The 19495-nt window shown below is 46.6% G+C and carries 13 protein-coding genes; 12 read left to right on the top strand and 1 reads right to left on the bottom strand.

All coding sequences use genetic code 11. The annotated features are described in order from the left end of the window. Nucleotides 1–9 precede the first annotated feature (9 nt). Together AAA952_RS00195 and AAA952_RS00200 are read left to right on the top strand one after the other, a co-directional pair. Nucleotides 10–1926, top strand: a complete 1917-nt coding sequence (locus AAA952_RS00195; protein ID WP_338253371.1) for an OmcA/MtrC family decaheme c-type cytochrome — start codon at nucleotides 10–12, stop codon at nucleotides 1924–1926. A 248-nt stretch (nucleotides 1927–2174) separates the two neighbouring features. After that, complete coding sequence (locus AAA952_RS00200) at nucleotides 2175–4367, top strand: OmcA/MtrC family decaheme c-type cytochrome (RefSeq protein WP_338253373.1); 2193 nt, start codon at nucleotides 2175–2177, stop codon at nucleotides 4365–4367. A gap of 42 nt (nucleotides 4368–4409) precedes the next feature. Here the strand turns inward: AAA952_RS00200 and AAA952_RS00205 are convergent, their stop codons facing one another. Next, nucleotides 4410–4571 (bottom strand): hypothetical protein, encoded by a 162-nt coding sequence (locus AAA952_RS00205; protein WP_198572185.1) that lies wholly within the window; start codon nucleotides 4569–4571, stop codon nucleotides 4410–4412. 138 nt (nucleotides 4572–4709) lie between these two features. On the opposite strand from AAA952_RS00205, the gene AAA952_RS00210 reads away from it, so the two are divergent. The 10 genes from AAA952_RS00210 to panP all read left to right on the top strand — a co-directional run bounded on the left by AAA952_RS00210 (nucleotide 4710) and on the right by panP (nucleotide 18972). After that, nucleotides 4710–6662, top strand: a complete 1953-nt coding sequence (locus tag AAA952_RS00210) for an OmcA/MtrC family decaheme c-type cytochrome (protein WP_338253376.1) — start codon at nucleotides 4710–4712, stop codon at nucleotides 6660–6662. Nucleotides 6663–6730: 68 nt separating this feature from the next. Then, nucleotides 6731–7732 (top strand): decaheme c-type cytochrome MtrA, encoded by a 1002-nt coding sequence (gene mtrA, locus AAA952_RS00215; RefSeq protein ID WP_338253378.1) that lies wholly within the window; start codon nucleotides 6731–6733, stop codon nucleotides 7730–7732. Nucleotides 7733–7744: 12 nt separating this feature from the next. After that, on the top strand, nucleotides 7745–9832 hold the full coding sequence (locus AAA952_RS00220) for an MtrB/PioB family decaheme-associated outer membrane protein (protein ID WP_338253380.1): 2088 nt from the start codon (nucleotides 7745–7747) through the stop codon (nucleotides 9830–9832). A gap of 216 nt (nucleotides 9833–10048) precedes the next feature. Beyond that, the gene (locus tag AAA952_RS00225) at nucleotides 10049–10654 is read left to right on the top strand and encodes a hypothetical protein (RefSeq protein ID WP_338253382.1); all 606 of its coding nucleotides are present in this window, start codon (nucleotides 10049–10051) and stop codon (nucleotides 10652–10654) included. A gap of 110 nt (nucleotides 10655–10764) precedes the next feature. Continuing rightward, nucleotides 10765–11445 carry a uracil-DNA glycosylase family protein gene (locus tag AAA952_RS00230; protein WP_338253893.1) on the top strand — a complete coding sequence of 227 codons (681 nt, stop codon included), beginning with the start codon at nucleotides 10765–10767 and terminating at the stop codon, nucleotides 11443–11445. Nucleotides 11446–11453: 8 nt separating this feature from the next. Beyond that, a complete protein-coding gene (locus AAA952_RS00235) occupies nucleotides 11454–12692 on the top strand; it encodes a sugar diacid recognition domain-containing protein (protein WP_338253384.1) in 1239 nt (412 codons plus the stop codon). 209 nt (nucleotides 12693–12901) lie between these two features. Beyond that, the gene (locus AAA952_RS00240; protein WP_338253386.1) at nucleotides 12902–13909 is read left to right on the top strand and encodes a catalase family peroxidase; all 1008 of its coding nucleotides are present in this window, start codon (nucleotides 12902–12904) and stop codon (nucleotides 13907–13909) included. A 326-nt stretch (nucleotides 13910–14235) separates the two neighbouring features. Beyond that, nucleotides 14236–15594 (top strand): GntP family permease, encoded by a 1359-nt coding sequence (locus AAA952_RS00245; protein WP_338253388.1) that lies wholly within the window; start codon nucleotides 14236–14238, stop codon nucleotides 15592–15594. 232 nt (nucleotides 15595–15826) lie between these two features. Further along, nucleotides 15827–17041, top strand: coding sequence for a glycerate kinase (locus AAA952_RS00250; protein WP_338253390.1), 1215 nt, complete (start codon nucleotides 15827–15829; stop codon nucleotides 17039–17041). A 281-nt stretch (nucleotides 17042–17322) separates the two neighbouring features. Then, nucleotides 17323–18972 carry a pyridoxal-dependent aspartate 1-decarboxylase PanP gene (gene panP, locus AAA952_RS00255; protein ID WP_338253392.1) on the top strand — a complete coding sequence of 550 codons (1650 nt, stop codon included), beginning with the start codon at nucleotides 17323–17325 and terminating at the stop codon, nucleotides 18970–18972. The last annotated feature ends 523 nt before the right edge of the window (nucleotides 18973–19495 follow it).

The raw sequence follows: 19495 nt of genomic DNA on the forward strand, positions 1-19495 counted from the left end.
GATAGAAATATGAACAAGTTTGCAAAAATTCGCACTCAATTCAGTCTTATGCTGGCCTTAGTCTCGCTATTAAGCGCCTGTGGCGGTGATAACGGCCAAGATGGTAATCCCGGTGAGCCTGCGAAACCGCCTGCATTAACGATAACTAGCCTTAACATCATGGTCGATAAAGTCGCGATGACAGATGGCATTGCTCAAGTGGATTTTCAAGTAAGCAATCAAGATGATGAAGCCGTGATTGGTATCCCATCGGCGACATTTATTGCAGCGCAGCTTCTCCCCCAAGGTTATACAGGCGCGGGGAATAGCAGTGAATGGCAGCACTTTACCGCTGAAACCTGCGCGGCAACTTGCCTTGGCAGTCTCACAGATCATAAAAACGGTCACTACAGTTACACCTTCAGCGCCGCATTTAATGGCATGAATGGAGTGACGTTTATGCCAGAAGCGACCCAAAGAATGGTAGTCAAAATTGGCGGCGATAAACTTGCCGATAACACGCCCTTACCTATAACCAATCAGCATTATGACTGGCAATCTTCAGGTAGTAATGTCGCTTACACCCGCAACTTAGTCACAATAGAGACCTGTAATAGTTGCCACAGTAATCTAGCTTTCCATGGCAGTAGATATGATCAAATCGAAACCTGCGTCACCTGCCATAACAGCAAAAAAGTCAGTAACCCTGATATTTTCCCACAAATGATCCACAGCAAACATTTAACCGGCTTCCCGCAACCCATTAGTGACTGCCAAACCTGTCACGTCGATAAGGCTGAGTTAACCGAACAGCAAAACTGGCGCAGAGTCCCGACCATGCAAGCCTGTGGTGCCTGTCATACACAGATCAATTTCCCCGCAGGCGAAGGACACCCAGTGCAAACAGATAACAGTAACTGCGTGGCGTGTCATAATGCCGACTGGACCGCAAGCGTACACAGTGATGAAGCTAAAACCGCGGCACTGATGCAATTTAGCCCAAGCATCACCAGCGCCAGTATGGATGCCAATGGTACGGTCACTGTTGCGGTTAAGCTAATGAATCCAGCCACAGGAACTGTGTATAGCGAAAGTGCCGATAAGCTAAAATTTATCAATGATTTAAGGGTATATGCCAACTGGGGAACCAGTTTTGATTATGCGACCCGTTCAGCTCGCTCGATTAAACTGCCGGAATCCACCCCCATATCAGGCTCTAATGGCATTTATACCTATACGATAGCGGGCCTTACCGTGCCAGCAGGCACTGAAACGGATCATGGCGGACTTGCGATTCAAGGCAGAGTCTGTGCCAAAGATAAAGTACTGGTTGATTGCACGACTGAACTGGCGGAAGTGTTAGTGATTAAATCCAGCCACAGTTATTTTGATATGGCAGCATTGAGCAATGAAGGTCGCCGTACCGTTGTGAGTAATGCAAGCTGCGGTAATTGCCATGGCGATCAAAAACTGAATATTCACGGCTCACGTAACGATCTCGATGGTCAATGCCAGCTATGCCATAACGCCAATATGCAGGCCGATGCGACGGCAGCCAATCCTTCAATCACGTCATTTGACTTTAAGCAGCTGATCCACGGTATTCACACCAGTCAATTCACGGGGTTTGAAAGCCTAAACTACCCAGGGAAAATCGGTAACTGTGCCCAATGCCATGTTAACGATACTGCGGGAATTTCTACCGTCGCCCTCCCCTTAAATTCAGCGGTGCAACCCCTTGCCCTCAATAACGGCACTTTTACCAGCCCAATTGCCGCTGTGTGTAGCAACTGCCATTCAGATACCAGCACTCATAACCACATGGCTCAGCAAGGTGCTGTTTTTGCAGGTACAAAATCCGATGCAACCGCAGGAACTGAAACCTGTGCTTTCTGTCATGGACAGGGCGGAGTCGCGGACGTGTTGAAAGTGCATCCAATAAACTAACCCTATGATGCTGGCCTAAAAAGGCCAGCAACTGCAGATATAAAAGGAACTCATACGATGCAGCCATCTACTCCTAAAGAAATAGTCAGATCTCAGTCACATTACCCGCCTAAAGTGACTGATAAATACCAGTGACTTAGTTAGCCTTACAGATGGAAAACTAATTCCACACATCTTATGCGGGTAATGAGATTTATTCTTATTTGCCAAGCGTTTGATGATGATTACAACTATTGCAGGGAAATATCATGATGAAACGGTTCAATTTCAATACCGCAACAAAAGCGATGTTGGGTGCCGGTTTACTCTCTCTACTACTCGCCGGTTGCGGTGGTAGTGACGGTAAAGATGGTGAAGACGGAAAACCTGGCGTTGTCGGTGTTAATATCGATTCAACTCCTACACTGAAAGCAAGTTTCACTAACGCCACAGTCGATGCAGGTAAAGTGACTGTTAATTTCACATTAGAAAATGCGAATGGTGTGGCTGTACTTGGCTTGAATAAAGATCACGACATTCGCTTTGGTATTGCGCAACTTAGCCACGTAACAGTAGCAACAGAAGATCCAGCAAAACCCGCTGACCGCGGTTACCAATGGCAAGCCTATATCAATACGAAAAAAGAACCTGGCACAGTGCCTTCTGGCGTGGATAACCTCAATCCATCCGCTCAATATCAAGCCAACGTTGAAGCTGCAGCCAAGTGTGATACATGTTTAGTCGATCATGGTGATGGCAACTACAGTTATACCTATCAAGCCAATATCGCCAATGTCACTGAGCCCTTAGCCATCACTTACAGCGCTGAAGCGACTCAACGTGCAACCTTAGAGCTTGAGTTACCACAACTTTCAGCAAACGCACATTTTGACTGGCAGCCTTCAACAGGTAAAACAGAAGGAATCCAAACACGTAACGTTGTTTCAATAACAGCCTGTTACACCTGTCACCAACCAGAAAGTTTAGAGTTACACGGCGGCCGCAGAGTTGATATTGAGAACTGTGCATCTTGCCATACGGCAACCTCTGGTGACCCTGAATCAGGCAATAGCATTGAATTTACTTACATGATTCATGCTATCCATAAAGGTGGCGAACGTCATACCTATGATGAAACTGGAGCGGAAGTTCCTGCACCATATAAAATTGTGGGGTATGGCGGTAAAGTCATTGACTATGGCAAGGTTGGTTTCCCATTAAAACCTGCCGCGGATTGTGCGGCCTGTCACGTAGAAGGAACGAGCGCGCCAGCTAATGCCGATCTATTTAAGGCTGATTTAAGTAATCAAGCCTGTATTGGTTGTCACACTGAAAAACCATCTGCTCACCACAGCAGCAATGACTGTGTTGCCTGTCATAATGCAACTCAACCCTATGGTGGAACAGGCAGTGCGGCTAAACGTCATGGCGATGTGCTGAAAGCTTACTCTGACACTAAAACTATGGGTATTAAGTTCAGCAATGTAGGTGTCAATGCCACAGGCAAAATCACTTTCGATGTTCAAGTTATTGATAAAGATGGCAATGCGATTGACAAAGCCTTCGTGAACCAGGGCTCGCGTGTTGTAGTTGCATGGGATTCTGATAAAGACTTCCCGAGTTCTGCTACGGCTTCTTACAGTAACCGTCGCATTGCTCTAAGTGAAGGTACCTATAACGAAGCCAATAAAACCTACTCATTGACTGGCACTAAGTTCAATTTACCCGCAGATGCAAATGGTAAAACATTCGAACTATGGTCAACATTGGAAGTATGTTTCAACAATGGTGGCTATGGCGTTGCGGATGTTGTGATGACAGATTGTGCGACAGCTAACACACACAAAGTCCCAGTCAAAGAAGCTCCTTATCACTTCGTTTGGAAAGATAATGCTGTGGATAGCACAGCTAAAGCAGCTACTCGTCGTGATATTATTGACCCAACAAAATGTCAAGGTTGTCACAATCAAGAAATTCACCACTATGACAATGGTGTAAACTGCCAAACTTGTCATACATCAGACAAAACCCTTAAAGCCGATTCAAGCTATCCTGGTGGCAAAATCCCAACTAGCTTTGCTTGGAAAGCTCACGAACGTGAAGGCCATTATCTAAAATATGCAGGCGTACAATCGGGCACTGTGCTTAAAACTGATTGTGCTACATGTCATACTGTAGATAAATCAAACGTCATTACAGGTATTACCTTAGGCCGTGCACCTGAACGCACATGGCGTTTTGGTGACATCAACAATAACGGTACCGATATTTGGGTCTCTTCTGATGCTGGCGCATGTTTAAGCTGTCACCAGAAATATCTCTCTGATGCCGCTAAATCTCATATTGAAGCTAACGGTGGTATCTTAAACGGTACTAGTGCAGCCGATGTGCAAACCCGTGCATCTGAAAGCTGTGCGACTTGCCATACACCAGCTCAATTGAGTGAAGTCCACGGTAACTAAACAGAGATAACGCTCTCATTCAGAGCAATGTTTTTATTGTTATTAAAGAGAGAGGTTGTTACCTCTCTCTTTATATTCTTCCCTTTCAAAACCCCGCTGTTTTTTTGTTCTAAAATCATTTTTACCTCTTGCTTTAAATACCTCTTTAGAAATAGAAAGATCCAAGTCACACATTAGCAAAGGCCTTGGAGATTTTAAGGTCATGTTAGGTTAGCCTTTCCTTGGGGAATTCTATTTCCAGCATCCACTTAAGTCGCTTCTAATGACCAAAAACACAGACATAGAATCTGTTGGCTCTAGAACATAGCGTTTAAGCAATGCCAAACCTATGCAGGGAAAAAAATGATGAACGCACAAACAACTAAAATCGCACTGCTGTTAGCAGCAAGTGCAGTCACTATGGCCTTAGCGGGCTGTGGTGGCAGCGATGGTAATGATGGTAATCCCGGTGAACCTGGTGGCGAACCTGCTCCAGCGATTCAAACCCTTAATTTCGCCTTTGACAAATCTGTCGTCACTAACGGTATTCCGAGTGTTGAGTTTACCGTCACTAACGAAAATGATTTACCCGTTGTTGGCCTACAAAAAATGCGTTTTGCCGCAGCACAATTAATCCCACAAGGCGCAACTGGTGCAGGTAATGCGTCACAATGGCAATACTTTGGTGATGAAACCTGTGATGTCGCTGCAACATGCCCTGGGACTTTCGTTGACAAGAAAAACGGTCACTACAGTTATACTTTTAGCATGAACCTGACTGCTAACACTAAAGTCACCTATAACGAACAGTTAGCTCAACGGGTATTAATCCGCGCTTATAACACTCCGCTTCCCGATGGTACTCAAGTACCAAACAGTAACGCCTTTGTCGACTTCACTGCCGATACTGGCGCACTGCCAACATACAGTCGCAAAATTGTCGCCACAGAAAGCTGTAATACTTGTCACCAAGATTTAGCCAATGTTAAACATGGCGGCGCGTATTCTGACGTTAATTACTGTGCAACTTGCCACACAGCCGGAAAAGTTGGCGTAGGTAAAGAGTTCAATGTTCTCGTTCACGCTAAACACAAAGACCTTACCTTAGGCTCATTAGAAAGCTGTCAAAGCTGTCACGCAGCAAATGAAGCTACGCCTGATTGGAGTAATTGGTCACGTATCCCAACTGCTGCCTCATGTGGAAGCTGCCATAGCACAGTGGACTTTGCTGCCGGTAAAGGTCACTCACAACAGTTAGATAACTCTAACTGTATCGCCTGTCATAACAGCGATTGGACTGCAGAACTGCACACAGGTAAGACTGCAGACAAAAAAGCCGTTATCGCTCAGTTAGGTATGTCAGCAGCACTTGCTGGTCAAGCTGATGATACTGCAGTATTAACCGTGTCTATCTTAGACAAAGATGGTAACGCAATTGATGCGGCAACCGTTCAAGATAAGATTAAACGTTTAGAGTCCGTTACCAACGTTGGCCCTAACTTCCCGATCATGGGCTACAACCCAAGTCCAGGTAGCGGTAAAGCGAAAATAGCGAAAGACTTAGTCAAAGATGGCGCACTGCAAGCTGGCGTGACCTTAGTTGACGGTAAATTGGTCTTTACAACACCCGTTCTACCTTTCGGTGCAGGCGATACTGATACCGCCTTTACCATTATCGGTTTAGAAGTGTGTAGCACTGGTACAAGCTTAACCGCATGTACCGCAGACAGCGCAACAACGAGCATGAAAGCCGAGCTAGCTTTTGGCACTAAGTCTGGCAAAGCACCGAGCATGCGCCATGTTAACTCAGTTGAGTTTGGTACCTGTCAAGGTTGTCACGGTGATAGCTTCGAAATTCACAAAGGCCACCATGCGGGTTTTGTGATGACAGAACAGCTATCACATGCAAAAGATGCCAGCGGTAAGCCAATCGTCGGTGTGGATGCGTGTGTCGCTTGTCATACCCCAGATGGTACCTATGCAAGTGGTGCTAACAAAGGTGCGTTGGAGATGAAGTTACACGTTGTTCATGGTAAACAAGGTGTCATCAAAGAATGTACCCAATGTCATAACGACTTCAACCTAGATGCATTCAAGGTCAAAGGCGCTCTGGCAACAACTGCGGGTAAATACACCACGCCAATCACTGCCACTTGTACTTCATGCCACGCACCAGAATCTATTGGCCACGGCTTAGAAAATATGGGCGCGATTGTGAACGGTGATTATGTTCAAGCCAATCAAGCGGCGCAGTCAGAAACCTGTTTCTACTGTCACAAACCCACACCAACAGATCACACTCAGGTGAAGATGTAATTTGCCCAAGCAGGGGGAGTTCGCTCCCCCTTTCTTGAATTTTGTTGGGACAAATTGGGAAGCCTATTATGAAGAACAGCCTAAAAATGAAAAACCTACTGCCGGCACTTGTCATCTCCATGGCAATGTCTGCAGTGGTGTCTTTATGCATCACACCGAGTGCACACGCCTCAAAGTGGGATGACAAAATGACTCCAGAACAAGTCGAAGCCACCTTAGATAAGAAGTTTGCCGAAGGCAGCTACTCCCCTAAAGGTGCCGATTCTTGTTTGATGTGCCACAAAAAATCTGAAAAAGTGATGGACCTTTTCAAGGGTGTCCATGGCGCCATTGATTCATCAAAGAGCCCAATGGCTGGCCTGCAATGTGAAGCCTGTCATGGTCCTATGGGTCAACACAATAAAGGCGGCAACGAGCCGATGATCACTTTTGGTAAGCAATCGACCTTAAGTGCAGAAAAACAAAACAGTGTCTGTATGAGCTGCCACCAAGATGATAAACGCGTATCTTGGAACGGTAGTCACCATGACAATGCCGATGTCGCTTGTGCCTCATGCCACCAAGTGCATGTCGCAAAAGATCCTGTGTTATCAAAAAACACCGAAATGGAAGTCTGTACTAGCTGTCATACTAAGCAAAAAGCAGATATGAATAAACGCTCAAGTCACCCACTAAAATGGGCTCAAATGACCTGTAGCGATTGTCATAATCCCCATGGGAGCATGACAGATTCCGATCTAAACAAGCCTAGCATTAACGAAACCTGTTACTCCTGCCACGCCGAGAAACGCGGCCCAAAACTGTGGGAACATGCACCCGTCACTGAGAACTGTGTGACTTGCCACAATCCTCACGGCAGTGTGAATGATGCCATGTTGAAAACCCGCGCACCGCAGCTGTGTCAGCAATGTCACGCCAGCGATGGCCACGCCAGCAATGCTTACTTAGGTAACACTGGTTTAGGTTCAAACGTCGGCGACAATACCTTTACGGGTGGAAGAAGCTGTTTAAATTGCCACAGTCAGGTCCATGGTTCAAACCATCCATCTGGCAAGCTATTACAGCGCTAAGGAGACGAGAAAATGAAATTTAAACTCAATTTGATCACTCTGGCGTTACTAGCAAACACAGGTTTTGCAATAGCGGCCGACGGGTATGGCTTAGCCAATGCCAATACAGAAAAAGTCAAAATGTCCGCTTGGAGCTGTAAAGGCTGCGTTGTTGAAACGGGTACGTCTGGCACTGTGGGTGTGGGCGTGGGTTACAACAGCGAAGAGGATATTCGCTCGGCGAATGCCTTTGGGACTTCAAACGAAGTTGCGGGTAAATTTGATGCCGATGTCACCTTTCGTGGTGAGAAAGGCTATCAAGCCAGCGTTGAAGCTTATCAACTGGGCATGGATGGTGGCCGTTTAGATGTCAATGCGGGCAAACAAGGCCAGTATAATGTCAATGTAAACTATCGCCAAATCGCCACTTACAACAGTAATAGCGCCTTAACGCCCTACTCTGGTGTCGGCAGCGATAATTTAACCTTGCCAAACAACTGGGTAACTGCGGGTTCAAGCAGCCAGATGCCGTTACTGATGGATAACCTAAATGCCTTAGAACTGTCGCTCAAACGTGAGCGCACAGGGTTAGGTTTTGACTATCAAGGTGAATCGCTGTGGAGTACGCATGTGAGCTACATGCGTGAAGAAAAAACCGGCTTGAAAAAAACATCAGGTGGATTCTTTAACCAATCCATGATGTTAGCTGAGCCAGTTGATTACACCACTGACTCCATTGAAGCCGGCATTAAACTCAAAGGCGATCGTTGGTTCACGGCACTTAACTACAATGGCTCAATTTTTAAGAACGAGTACAACCAGTTAAACTTCGACAGTGCCTTCAATCCAACTTTTGGTGCTCAAACCTCTGGCACACTCGCCCTTGACCCTGACAACCAGTCACACACAGTGTCGCTCATGGGTCAATACAACGACAATACCAATGTGTTAACAGGTCGTGTGCTTGCGGGACAAATGAGTCAAGACCAAGCATTAGTCACTTCAGGCTATGGCTATCAAGTGCCAACAGAGGCCGTTGATGCCAAAGTTGACCTCACAGGGTTGAACTTAAAAGTCGTCAGTAAAGTGACTAACTCACTGCGCTTAAGTGGTAGCTACGACTATAGCGACCGTGATAACAATACTCAAATTGAAGAGTGGACCCAAGTCAGCATCAACAATGTCAATGGTAAGGTGGCCTATAACACCCCTTACGATAACACTAGCCAACGCTTCAAAGTGGCGGCGGATTATCGTATTACCCATGGACTGAAGCTTGATGGCGGCTATGACTTCAAACGTGACGACCGTAATTATCAAGACCGTGAAACCACGGATGAAAATACTGTTTGGGCACGTTTGCGCGTTAACAGCTTTGAAACTTGGGATATGTGGGTTAAGGGCAGTTACGGTCAGCGTGATGGCTCGCAATATCAAGCTTCTGAATGGACATCTTCTGAAACCAACAGCCTGTTACGTAAGTACAATCTGGCTAACCGCGACAGAACCCAGATTGAAGCTCGAGTCACCCACTCGCCAATCGACAGCTTGACCATAGATTTCGGTGCCCGTTACGCATTAGATGACTACTCTGACACAGTTATTGGCTTAACTGAGTCAAAAGACACCAGTTATGATGCCAACATCAGCTATATGATCACCGATGATTTACTGGCGACAGCCTTCTACAACTATCAAATCATTGAGTCTGAACAAGCGGGAAGCAGTAATTACAGCACCCCAACATGGACAGGATTCATTGAAGACAATGTAGATGTGATCGGGGCAGGCCTGAGCTACAACAACTTGCTTGAGAACAAGTTACGCATGGGATTGGATTACACTTATTCAAACTCCGACAGTAACACTCAAGTCAGACAAGGTATCACAGGCGACTATGGCGATTATTTTGCCAAAGTGCACAACATTAACTTATATGCTCAATATCAAGCCACCGAGAAAATGGCGCTGCGCTTGGATTATAAAATTGAGAATTATAAAGACAATGATGCCGCCAATGATATCGCCGTCGATGGGATCTGGAACGTCGTAGGCTTTGGCAGCAATAGCCATGACTACACAGCGCAAATGATCATGCTGAGCATGAGTTACAAACTCTAATCGATACTGTTCATAACACGAAAAGCCCGCATGTTGCGGGCTTTTGTTTAAGTGCAGCAGGATCTTTTAAAGCGATAACATCATGGCAGATAACAGTAAAAATCTTGAATAAGATCAGACTCTGGCGCGAAAGTCCGCCCATAAAAACCTTAATCCTTGAGTTTTGGCTCACTTTAGCGGATCTTAATTCAATCTTTTAGTTAATCCTCTGAGCCCATGCGCCTTTATTCTTCACTCTCCCAATCTCAGTGGCTGTTATCACTTTCTGCACTATTGGGGCTAAGCCTATTACCCTTACCCGCCATGGCGTTCGACTCTTCAGGTGGCGCAGCGAGCCTATTTATCATTTTAGGCCTAGGTGGTTTTACCTTAATCAATCTGTTTCTACAGGGCTTATTCTTTTTTGCGGGTCAGTATCGCAGCGCCACTTTTGCTAAACGCCATGTATTAAGCGCACTAATAGTGCCATTAATTGCCATTGCGTTAGCCATTTATGATCATAGAGGTTGGAGTGATTTCGCCCTTAACTTAGGTATTATCTGTGTCGGTATTGGACTGATTTTATTGCCACTACAGCTTTGCCAAATCGATAAACCCACCAATCGCAATGCAGATTGGATCATCAGCCTAGGGGCATTATTTATCTTAGCTTTGAGCTATGTGATTGCCCCCTTAGCCCTCTTTACGATTGTGCTGGCCCACATTTGTTTGGCTTCAAGCCCAAATCAAATTCCTAAGATATTAAGTTATATCAGTTTAATCCTTGGCTATTCTCTTTTTGGCTACTGGGTATATCAAACAGTGATGATGCTCCAATCCTGATTGAAAATGAATGAGCAACGATAAAATTAGCGATTAAATTGACTAAGACGAATCTCACTAAAGCGCCATCGCCACTTTGCGTAACTGTATCGCCATCATGCTCGGCATCAATGGCCAAACTGCTGGCAAAAATCAACGCCTGTACTTTATGTAAGGCCCATTTACCCTTAGCGCCCAAGCCGATATTGCAGGCCAGTACCCAAGCGCGGATTTTGATTGCAGGCCAAGCTCCGGGCGTAAAAACCCACCATAAAGGCATACCTTTTGACGATGCCAGTGGTGAACGGCTGCGCACTTGGTTGAATGTCACGCGGGAGCAATTCTACGACCCCAATCTTTTTGCCATTATCCCTATGGGATTTTGTTTTCCGGGCAGTATCGAAAAAAACGGTAAAAAGCAGGGTGATAAACCACCGCGCCCCGAATGCGCTGCCACTTGGCATCAGGCCTTGCTCGCCCTAATGCCACAAATAGAGCTAATTGTGATCCTCGGCCAATATGCCATCGACTATCATCTACCGCGCGAATCGTCCGAGGCCGTAAACCCCACTTCGCCGATCACTAAGCATCAAACAACCGGCACTAACGTAACTGTCATCCCCAAACTGAAACCAATAACAGTGACCCAAGCATGCGCGAAATGGCAGCAATATTGGCCTAAGTATCTTGTCTTGCCGCACCCAAGCCCGCGTAATAATCTTTGGCTTAAGCAGCATCCTGAGTTTGAACGCGATATGCTACCCAGATTAAGAATGCGTATTGCATCCCTATTAAACCTTCAACCCCACTAGGCGCCTGTATGTATCTACTTGATTCTGTCATCGCTAAGCAAATTGTTAGTCGCACAATGAAAATCATTGGCCACAATATCAATGTGATGAACGGCCAAGGGGTGATTTTAGGCTCAGGCGACCCTAAGCGTATAGGGTCAACCCACGAAGGCGCGCTGCTGGCGATTGCCCAAAATCGCAATGTTGAAATCAGTCAAGAAGTCGCCTCAGGGCTGCATGGCGTTAAGCCAGGCATCAATTTACCCTTACATTATCAAGGACAAATTATCGGCGTCGTCGGCATTACCGGTGATCCGCGTGAGCTCACCCATTATGGTGAGTTACTTAAAATGACCGCCGAAATGATTGTTGAACAAGCCAACCTGCAGGATAAATTGCAATGGGAGAATCGCCAACGTGAAGAGTTTATTCTGCAACTGATCAAAGCTGAAACCGATGATGCACAGTTGCACCGCTGGGCAAGACAACTCGACATTGATATCAGCCTACCAAGAGTCGCGGCCATTATTGAGATCAGCGAGAAAAACATCCAGAAACACCACTTAAAGACCGACACCCCCCCATCGGCCTTGTACTTAGCTGAGGCATCCACTCAGCCCGCCGATGAACGTAGCCCCAGAGTCAGTGAAACCCTCAAGCAAGTGCTGCATCTATTGCAATATCCTGACCGTGGTAACTTGATTGCCATGACCTCAATGTCGCAGTTGGTGATCCTAAAGCCTGCTTTTTTAGATGGAAAACAATGGGATCCTGAGCTTGAAAATCAGCGTATCGATAAGCTGTTGCAGCGCTTACCCGCCCAAATGGATTTAAACTTTAAAATTGCCCTAGGCCATTTCTTCCCAGAAAAAGGTGGGATAGCGCGCTCCTATCACACGGCTCAAGAAACCTTAGCACTCGGTAAGCAGCTCAATGCAGAAGGGAATAAATACCTGTTTGAAGATTATTCCCTACAAGTGTTACTTGCAGGGCTAAAACATGACTGGCGCGGTCAGGCGCTGGCAACGCCCTACCAGCAACTCGCCAAGGCGGACAAAAACGGCCAATTACGCAAAACCTTAGCGGCTTATATCACCCACTTTGGCGATGCACAGCAATGCGCGAATGCCCTGTTTATTCATCGCAATACACTGAGATATCGCCTTGATAAAATTCAGCAAATCACCCAAGCCGACATTCAATCCCTACATGGATTATTAAGCCTGTATCTTGGGCAATTAATTGATACTTCGACTCGCTTAACTTAACGCTCAAATGACTTAACAACTCAACAGATTAGCCAGAAAAAAGCCCGCAGATGACGGCGCCGACCTGATGGCCAGATCAATTGAGTAAAACTTGGCCTGTACTAAAAAATTAATTGAAAGATTTATACCGTATCCTCTTTCCTATCCTTTCATATAGTATCGCGTCGATATGCTAGCGCTCTCGACTTAGTCCATTGAAAGGAATGATAATGACCTCAATCAAACTGACTTTACTCGCCAAAGCTTGTCTCATTAGCGGCTTAGCGCTGACTTCACCTTCGTTAATCGCGGCCGAGAAAACCATTCCCGAACTAGTCGATGCCGTCAACGGCACACCCGATGCGGCAAGTCGCGAGGCGGGTAAAAAAGTCAAACTGCGTAATCACACTAAGGGATTTTGTACCTCGGGCAGTTTTAAATCGAATCCACAATTACAACAAACGTTGGCAATTCCATTTTTTAATCAAGATAGTATCAAGGTCACAGCCCGCTTTTCCCTCGGCGGTACAAATCCGCAGATCTCAGATAAAACCGCTGGGCGCTTTATGTCACTCAAAATTGACGGCGATAAAGAAAACCTTAACTTTGTCACCACTAACGTTCCTGTTTTCTTTGCCAAAAATCTCGAAGAATTTTTTAACTTTCAGACCAAAGTGAAACAAGGCCCTGAAGGTAAACAGTGGCTTATTGATAATCAACCCAGCGCCAAAGCTTTTTTCGACTACGTTAAACAGTTGCCTCCCAGCCCAAGTTTTGTCAACAGCCGCTACTTCAGTGTAAATAGTTTCCTGTTCAGCACGCAAAAAAACAGTGTTCTACAAGGTGAAACCGTCGCGGGTAAATGGATTTTTGAACCTGTAGCAGGTACTGCCGCGCTGTCAGCCAGTGAACTTACCAATCTCAGTGATGATTTTTTAAAGGCGGAATTACTCGAGCGCATTAAAAACCAGCCAGCACAATGGAACCTTTATATTCAACTCGCCGAAATGGATGATGAGATTAATGACCCAACCGTGATTTGGCCTGAAACTCGCCAGCGTTTACTGGTAGGCCAAGTGATGATTAACGGTGAACGAGACAGCGATCCCCACGTTCAACAGTGCGATAAAGGCATATTTAACCCACTGTTATTGCCTAAGGGCATTACTGCATCTGCCGATCCCATACTCAATGCCCGCACCGCAGCCTATGTAGAATCCTTTATTCGTCGTCAATAAAGATGTCGAGTTAAGTCCCTCCTATTTAAGGTTGGCAAATAGCCCTATTTGCCAATCCTTATCGACAAGCGCCTCCCTTACCGACAAAACGCCTCCTCCTGCATTCGAATTCACCTAAGCATTTTTGTGCATGAGCACAAAAATGGCGAAACATAACGCGGTAATTCCGTGGATTTAGCCAAAGCTATTCAAACATACCTGCACAATAATAGGATGACCTTAAAGCAGCCCTCATTTGGACTCAGGCCCAAATAAGCACTGCGCCCTACAATATAAGTCAAAAAACTTACTCAAAAACTTCAGCCAAGAACTGAACGGGACAAACTATGAACTTAGTGCTTATTCTCATCGGCGTGATTGCATTTATTGTTATCGCGACCTCAAAATTTAAACTCCACCCCTTTTTAACCTTAATTCTGGCCGCCTTTATCGCGGCCTTCGCCTATGGCTTGCCGAGCGGGGAAATCGCTAAAACCATTACCACAGGGTTTGGCAATATTTTAGGCTATATCGGCTTAGTGATCGTCTTAGGCACTATCATAGGGATTATTCTGGAAAAAAGTGGCGCCGCCATCACCATGGCCGATGTGGTGATCAAGGTATTAGGTAAACGCTTCCCGACACTCACTATGTCAATTATCGGTTATCTCGTGTCTATTCCGGTCTTTTGTGACTCGGGTTTTGTGATCTTAAACTCACTGAAACAATCGATGGCGAACCGCATGAAGGTCTCTAGTGTCTCCATGAGCGTTGCCTTAGCCACAGGTCTGTACGCCACTCACACCTTTGTACCGCCAACGCCAGGCCCTATCGCCGCCGCAGGCAACTTAGGCTTAGAGTCCAACTTAGGTTTAGTGATCGGTGTGGGTCTCTTTGTGGCCGCCGTTGCGGCACTCGCAGGTATGTTATGGGCAAACCGCTTTGCCGATGTTGAGCCCGATGGTGAAGGCGCAGAAGAACTTAAAGCGCAGGCCAGTGACTATGAAACGCTGAAAAAAAGCTATGGCACACTACCAAGCCCAGTAAAAGCTTTCGCACCGATTTTTGTGCCTATCGTATTAATTTGTTTAGGTTCTATCGCTAACTTCCCTTCAGCGCCTTTGGGTAAAGAAGCTGTGTTTGATGCGCTCGTGTTCCTTGGTCAGCCCGTTAATGCCCTGATGATTGGCCTGTTTTTATCCCTGCTGCTGTTAAAGGGTGAGAATAAGATCAGCGAATTTAGCGAACGCATCAGCCAAGGGCTCGTCACTGCCGCGCCGATTATTTTAATCACAGGTGCAGGTGGTGCTTTTGGTGCGGTATTAAAAGCCACGCCTATAGGTGACTTTTTGGGTACATCACTGTCGGCACTGGGTATCGGTATCTTCATGCCATTTATCGTCGCTGCCGCGCTTAAATCGGCGCAGGGTTCATCGACGGTAGCGTTAGTCGCAACCTCTGCACTGGTTGCGCCTATGCTTGGCGATATTGGTCTTGGTAGCGATATGGGCCGAGTGTTAACAGTAATGGCAATTGGCGCAGGTGCGATGACCGTTTCCCACGCCAATGACAGCTTCTTTTGGGTCGTCACCCAATTTAGCCGCATGAGCGTCAAACAAGCCTATAAAGCCCAAACTATGGCGACCCTAATCCAAGGTGTAACGTCCATGGTAACTGTGTATGTGCTAAGTCTAGTGTTGCTCTAATATTAATGAGTTCTTGATTCAATATTGTCCCTTGGGCACATACCGTGCCCAAGATATAGTTCTGTTATACGCCCTAATAATTGCAACAGATTAATGTGCCAGTGATGGATATAAATGCCTTTATATCACCTCAGTTTTAGCACAGGGATGTTGTTGCGCCCAACGTAAGTGGCATTGGGTTTAGTGTTCAATATTGAGCCCTGTTTTATCCCATTTAGCTGTAGGATTTTTAATGAAAATAGTTATCGCCCCCGACTCATTTAAAGAAAGCTTAAGCGCGCTCGAAGTGGCCAACGCCATCGAGCAAGGCTTAAAACAAGTGATACCCGACTGCGACATAATCAAAATACCCGTTGCCGATGGTGGCGAAGGCACAGTGCAATCTATGGTGGACGCCACGGGCGGCAGTATTGTCAGCTTAGAGGTCATGGGGCCACTGGGGCATAGAGTGCAAGCACACTATGGCATTCTTGGTGAAGGCATTCTCGGCGCTGCGATCAATACAAGTTCTGCTTCAATTTCACGTGCAGATCCAACGAACAAATCGCCACATCAAGGCGCAATTGCCGTGATTGAAATGGCCTCAGCCTCAGGTTTGCACCATGTGCCGAGGGAGCAACGTAATCCGCTGCTTACCACAAGTTATGGCTCGGGCGAGCTGATTTGTGATGCGCTTAATCGGGGGATAAAGCACATCATTTTGGGGCTAGGCGGCAGTGCCACCAACGATGGCGGCGCGGGTATGGCCCAAGCGCTGGATATTTTATTGCTCGATGGCCAAGGTAAAACGCTACCTTCTGGCGGCGCAGCGCTGGCGAACCTTGCTCAAATCGATGTATCAAACGCTCATCCACTTTTACGTGAGTGCAGCTTCGAAGTTGCCTGCGATGTTGATAACCCACTGTGCGGTGAACGCGGTGCATCGGCAATTTTTGGTCCGCAAAAAGGTGCGACACCCGAGATGGTTAAGCAGCTAGATGCCGCTCTTGCCCATTATGCCGATGTGATTGCCCTCAATGGCATTAGCGATCACCGCGATCATGCCGGGGCTGGCGCTGCTGGCGGTATGGGTCTTGGCGTGATGGCTTTTTTAAATGCCGAGCTTAAACCTGGGGTTGAGATTGTGATGCAAACCGTTGGCCTTGCGGACAAAATCCGTGGCGCCGATTTAGTGATCACAGGTGAAGGCCGCATCGATGGTCAAACCGTGTTTGGTAAAACCCCAATGGGCGTGTTAAAGCAAGCCAAACTGCAGGGCATTCCCACTATCGGTATCGCGGGCTGCCTCGGTGAAAACGCCAATGCCATATTGGATCACGGTATGACGGCTATCTTCCCTATCATCCCGCACTTAAGTCCACTTGATGATGTGCTGGCCAATGCCAAGCTAAACCTTTGCAATACCGCCCGAAATATCGGCGCGGTACTCATGTTAGGCCAGCGCTAATACTAGAACTAATACTTAAGTAATTCCCTCTGTTTAATGATTTGAAGAAAGGCGCCATAACGGCGCCTTTGCTTATTTAGGCCGCAACGCTTTGGTAATACCAAATTTTAGTGCTTGATGCCTAAAAGGCCTTGCAGTAAAGTGAGCTCCCTTTTTGGTATTCCGCTGATTGAACATTTGAGAGTCAATGATCGCGCATCACTGGTCGAGAATCACTGGTCCGTTATACTCTTCGAGCCAATTTGCGGTTTCACTATAAAAATTAATAGACGGCAAGCCCCATGACCCAGAAACTCCCTCGCCAAGCCACCGCATCCGAAGCAAGTTTGCTCCGCATTTTTACTGCACCGGAAGATGCAAGCTCAACGCTGAGTATTATTGAGCAAAAGCTCTCCGAGGACTTAGCAGGCTTTTTGGGTGACAGTATCGCCGCGCTCGAAAAACCCTTGTCTGAAATCGAAACCGATTTTCAAGCTTTTGAGATCCCAACTCAGCCGCGTTTTGTCTCCGATTACACCGACGAAATTATGCAAAATTTGGTGGCGCATTCGGTACACACAGCGGCGCCAAGTTTTATCGGCCACATGACTTCGGCACTGCCCTACTTTGTGTTGCCACTGTCAAAAATGATGGTGGGACTCAATCAAAATCTGGTCAAAATCGAAACCTCTAAGGCATTTACGCCGCTTGAACGCCAAGTGCTCGGCATGATGCACCATTTGATTTATGCCCAAGATACGGATTTTTATCAAAGCTGGATGCACAGCGCCAATCATTCCCTCGGGGCATTTTGCTCCGGCGGCACAGTGGCCAACATCACGGCGCTGTGGATTGCCCGTAACCAATTATTGAAAGCCGAGGGTGAGTTTAAAGGCGTCAGCCGCGAAGGCTTACTCAAGGCACTGCGCCACTACGGCTATGATGATTTAGCGATTTTAGTGTCGGAGCGAGGCCACTATTCGCTGGGTAAAGCCGTCGATCTGCTTGGCATTGGCCGCGATAATATCATCAGCATTCCCACGGGCAGCGATAACAAGGTCGATGTCGCGAAAATGCGCCAAGCCGCCCTTGAACTTGCTAGCAAGAACATCAAAGTGTTGGCGATTGTTGGCGTAGCTGGCACCACAGAGACGGGTAATGTTGACCCACTGACAGAATTAGCGGCGCTGGCAAAAGAGTTAAATTGCCATTTCCATGTGGATGCAGCGTGGGGCGGTGCAAGTTTATTATCCAATAAATACCGCCACTTACTTGCAGGTATCGAACTTGCGGACTCAGTCACTATCGATGCCCACAAACAAATGTACGTGCCTATGGGCGCAGGCATGGTGTTATTTAAAGACCCTGAGTTTGCCCACGCCATTGCCCATCACGCCGAATATATTCTGCGCCGTGGTTCAAAGGATCTCGGCAGCCAAACGCTGGAAGGCTCTCGCCCCGGTATGGCGATGTTAGTGCACGCTTGCTTACAGATCATCGGCCGTGATGGTTATGAAATCTTAATCAATAACAGCCTTGAAAAAGCCCGCTATTTTGCCGAACAAATCAAAGCCCATGAGGATTTTGAGCTAATCACTGAGCCAGAACTTTGTCTGCTGACTTACCGTTATGTGCCCGCCAGCGTCCAAGCTGCCATGCAGCTTGCCTGTGAGCAAGCAGACACAGTAAAACTCGCCCGCTTTAACGAGCTGCTCGATGGCCTCACCCAGTTTATTCAAAAGCACCAACGCGAACAGGGTAAATCCTTCGTCTCTCGCACCCGCATTCAGCCAGCCCGCTATTTTAGACAAGCGACCGTGGTGTTTCGCGTAGTACTCGCAAATCCCCTCACCAGCCATGACATCCTCAATCAAGTGCTTGTTGAGCAAAGTGAAATAGCCACACTAGATAACGAGTTTTTACCCGCACTCATGGCGATGATTGCTGATTAGCAAGTTTGGGATGATGAGTTTCAAATAGCGGCTTTCAGATAAAAAGTTTCTAATAGCAAAACAGCCGCAAAGATTTTTGCGGCTGTTTTGCTATTAGACAATGAATTAGCTGCACGTTAAAGAGACAAAATTAAGCGCTTATTCATTGTCATTTGTACGCCGAATTCAACTGCTTCCGTGACTCGCCGTGAAGCCATCCATGGCGGCTCTGCGATGACATCCATGTCATCGAAGGTCACGTCAACAATTGAATTCGCCTTTGCTAATTTCTGCGTAATCTGCTGCATATGGAAAAATACATACCACTATCACATAGGCAGTCATACTCGACACATAAGAGTGAAAACTAGCTTGAAAAACACCAAGGGTGTAGGTGGATCACTCTTTAGTGAGATTAGCTTACGCGCCACTAAGGCTAAGTGTCTATGGTCTTTCCCTTTGAACAAATCAAACCAAAGTTTGTTAGTTTTATTTTATTTTTATATATGTTACGTTGCTCCAGTGCTTGTTTGCGGCTTGACGG

This window comes from Shewanella sp. M-Br, from assembly GCF_036245925.1.
In the GTDB taxonomy this organism is placed as follows: Bacteria; Pseudomonadota; Gammaproteobacteria; order Enterobacterales; family Shewanellaceae; genus Shewanella; species Shewanella oncorhynchi.

Excerpts from the sequence above, each read along its gene's own strand:
- AAA952_RS00235 (WP_338253384.1), top strand. The coding sequence starts at position 11,454 with ATGTATCTACTTGATTCTGTCATCGCTAAGCAAATTGTTAGTCGCACA.
- AAA952_RS00230 (WP_338253893.1), top strand. The coding sequence starts at position 10,765 with ATGGCCAAACTGCTGGCAAAAATCAACGCCTGTACTTTATGTAAGGCC.
- AAA952_RS00245 (WP_338253388.1), top strand. The coding sequence starts at position 14,236 with ATGAACTTAGTGCTTATTCTCATCGGCGTGATTGCATTTATTGTTATC.
- AAA952_RS00240 (WP_338253386.1), top strand. The coding sequence starts at position 12,902 with ATGACCTCAATCAAACTGACTTTACTCGCCAAAGCTTGTCTCATTAGC.
- AAA952_RS00200 (WP_338253373.1), top strand. The coding sequence starts at position 2,175 with ATGATGAAACGGTTCAATTTCAATACCGCAACAAAAGCGATGTTGGGT.
- AAA952_RS00220 (WP_338253380.1), top strand. The coding sequence starts at position 7,745 with ATGAAATTTAAACTCAATTTGATCACTCTGGCGTTACTAGCAAACACA.
- AAA952_RS00205 (WP_198572185.1), bottom strand. The coding sequence starts at position 4,571 with ATGACCTTAAAATCTCCAAGGCCTTTGCTAATGTGTGACTTGGATCTT.
- mtrA (WP_338253378.1), top strand. The coding sequence starts at position 6,731 with ATGAAGAACAGCCTAAAAATGAAAAACCTACTGCCGGCACTTGTCATC.
- AAA952_RS00250 (WP_338253390.1), top strand. The coding sequence starts at position 15,827 with ATGAAAATAGTTATCGCCCCCGACTCATTTAAAGAAAGCTTAAGCGCG.
- AAA952_RS00225 (WP_338253382.1), top strand. The coding sequence starts at position 10,049 with ATGCGCCTTTATTCTTCACTCTCCCAATCTCAGTGGCTGTTATCACTT.
- panP (WP_338253392.1), top strand. The coding sequence starts at position 17,323 with ATGACCCAGAAACTCCCTCGCCAAGCCACCGCATCCGAAGCAAGTTTG.
- AAA952_RS00210 (WP_338253376.1), top strand. The coding sequence starts at position 4,710 with ATGATGAACGCACAAACAACTAAAATCGCACTGCTGTTAGCAGCAAGT.
- AAA952_RS00195 (WP_338253371.1), top strand. The coding sequence starts at position 10 with ATGAACAAGTTTGCAAAAATTCGCACTCAATTCAGTCTTATGCTGGCC.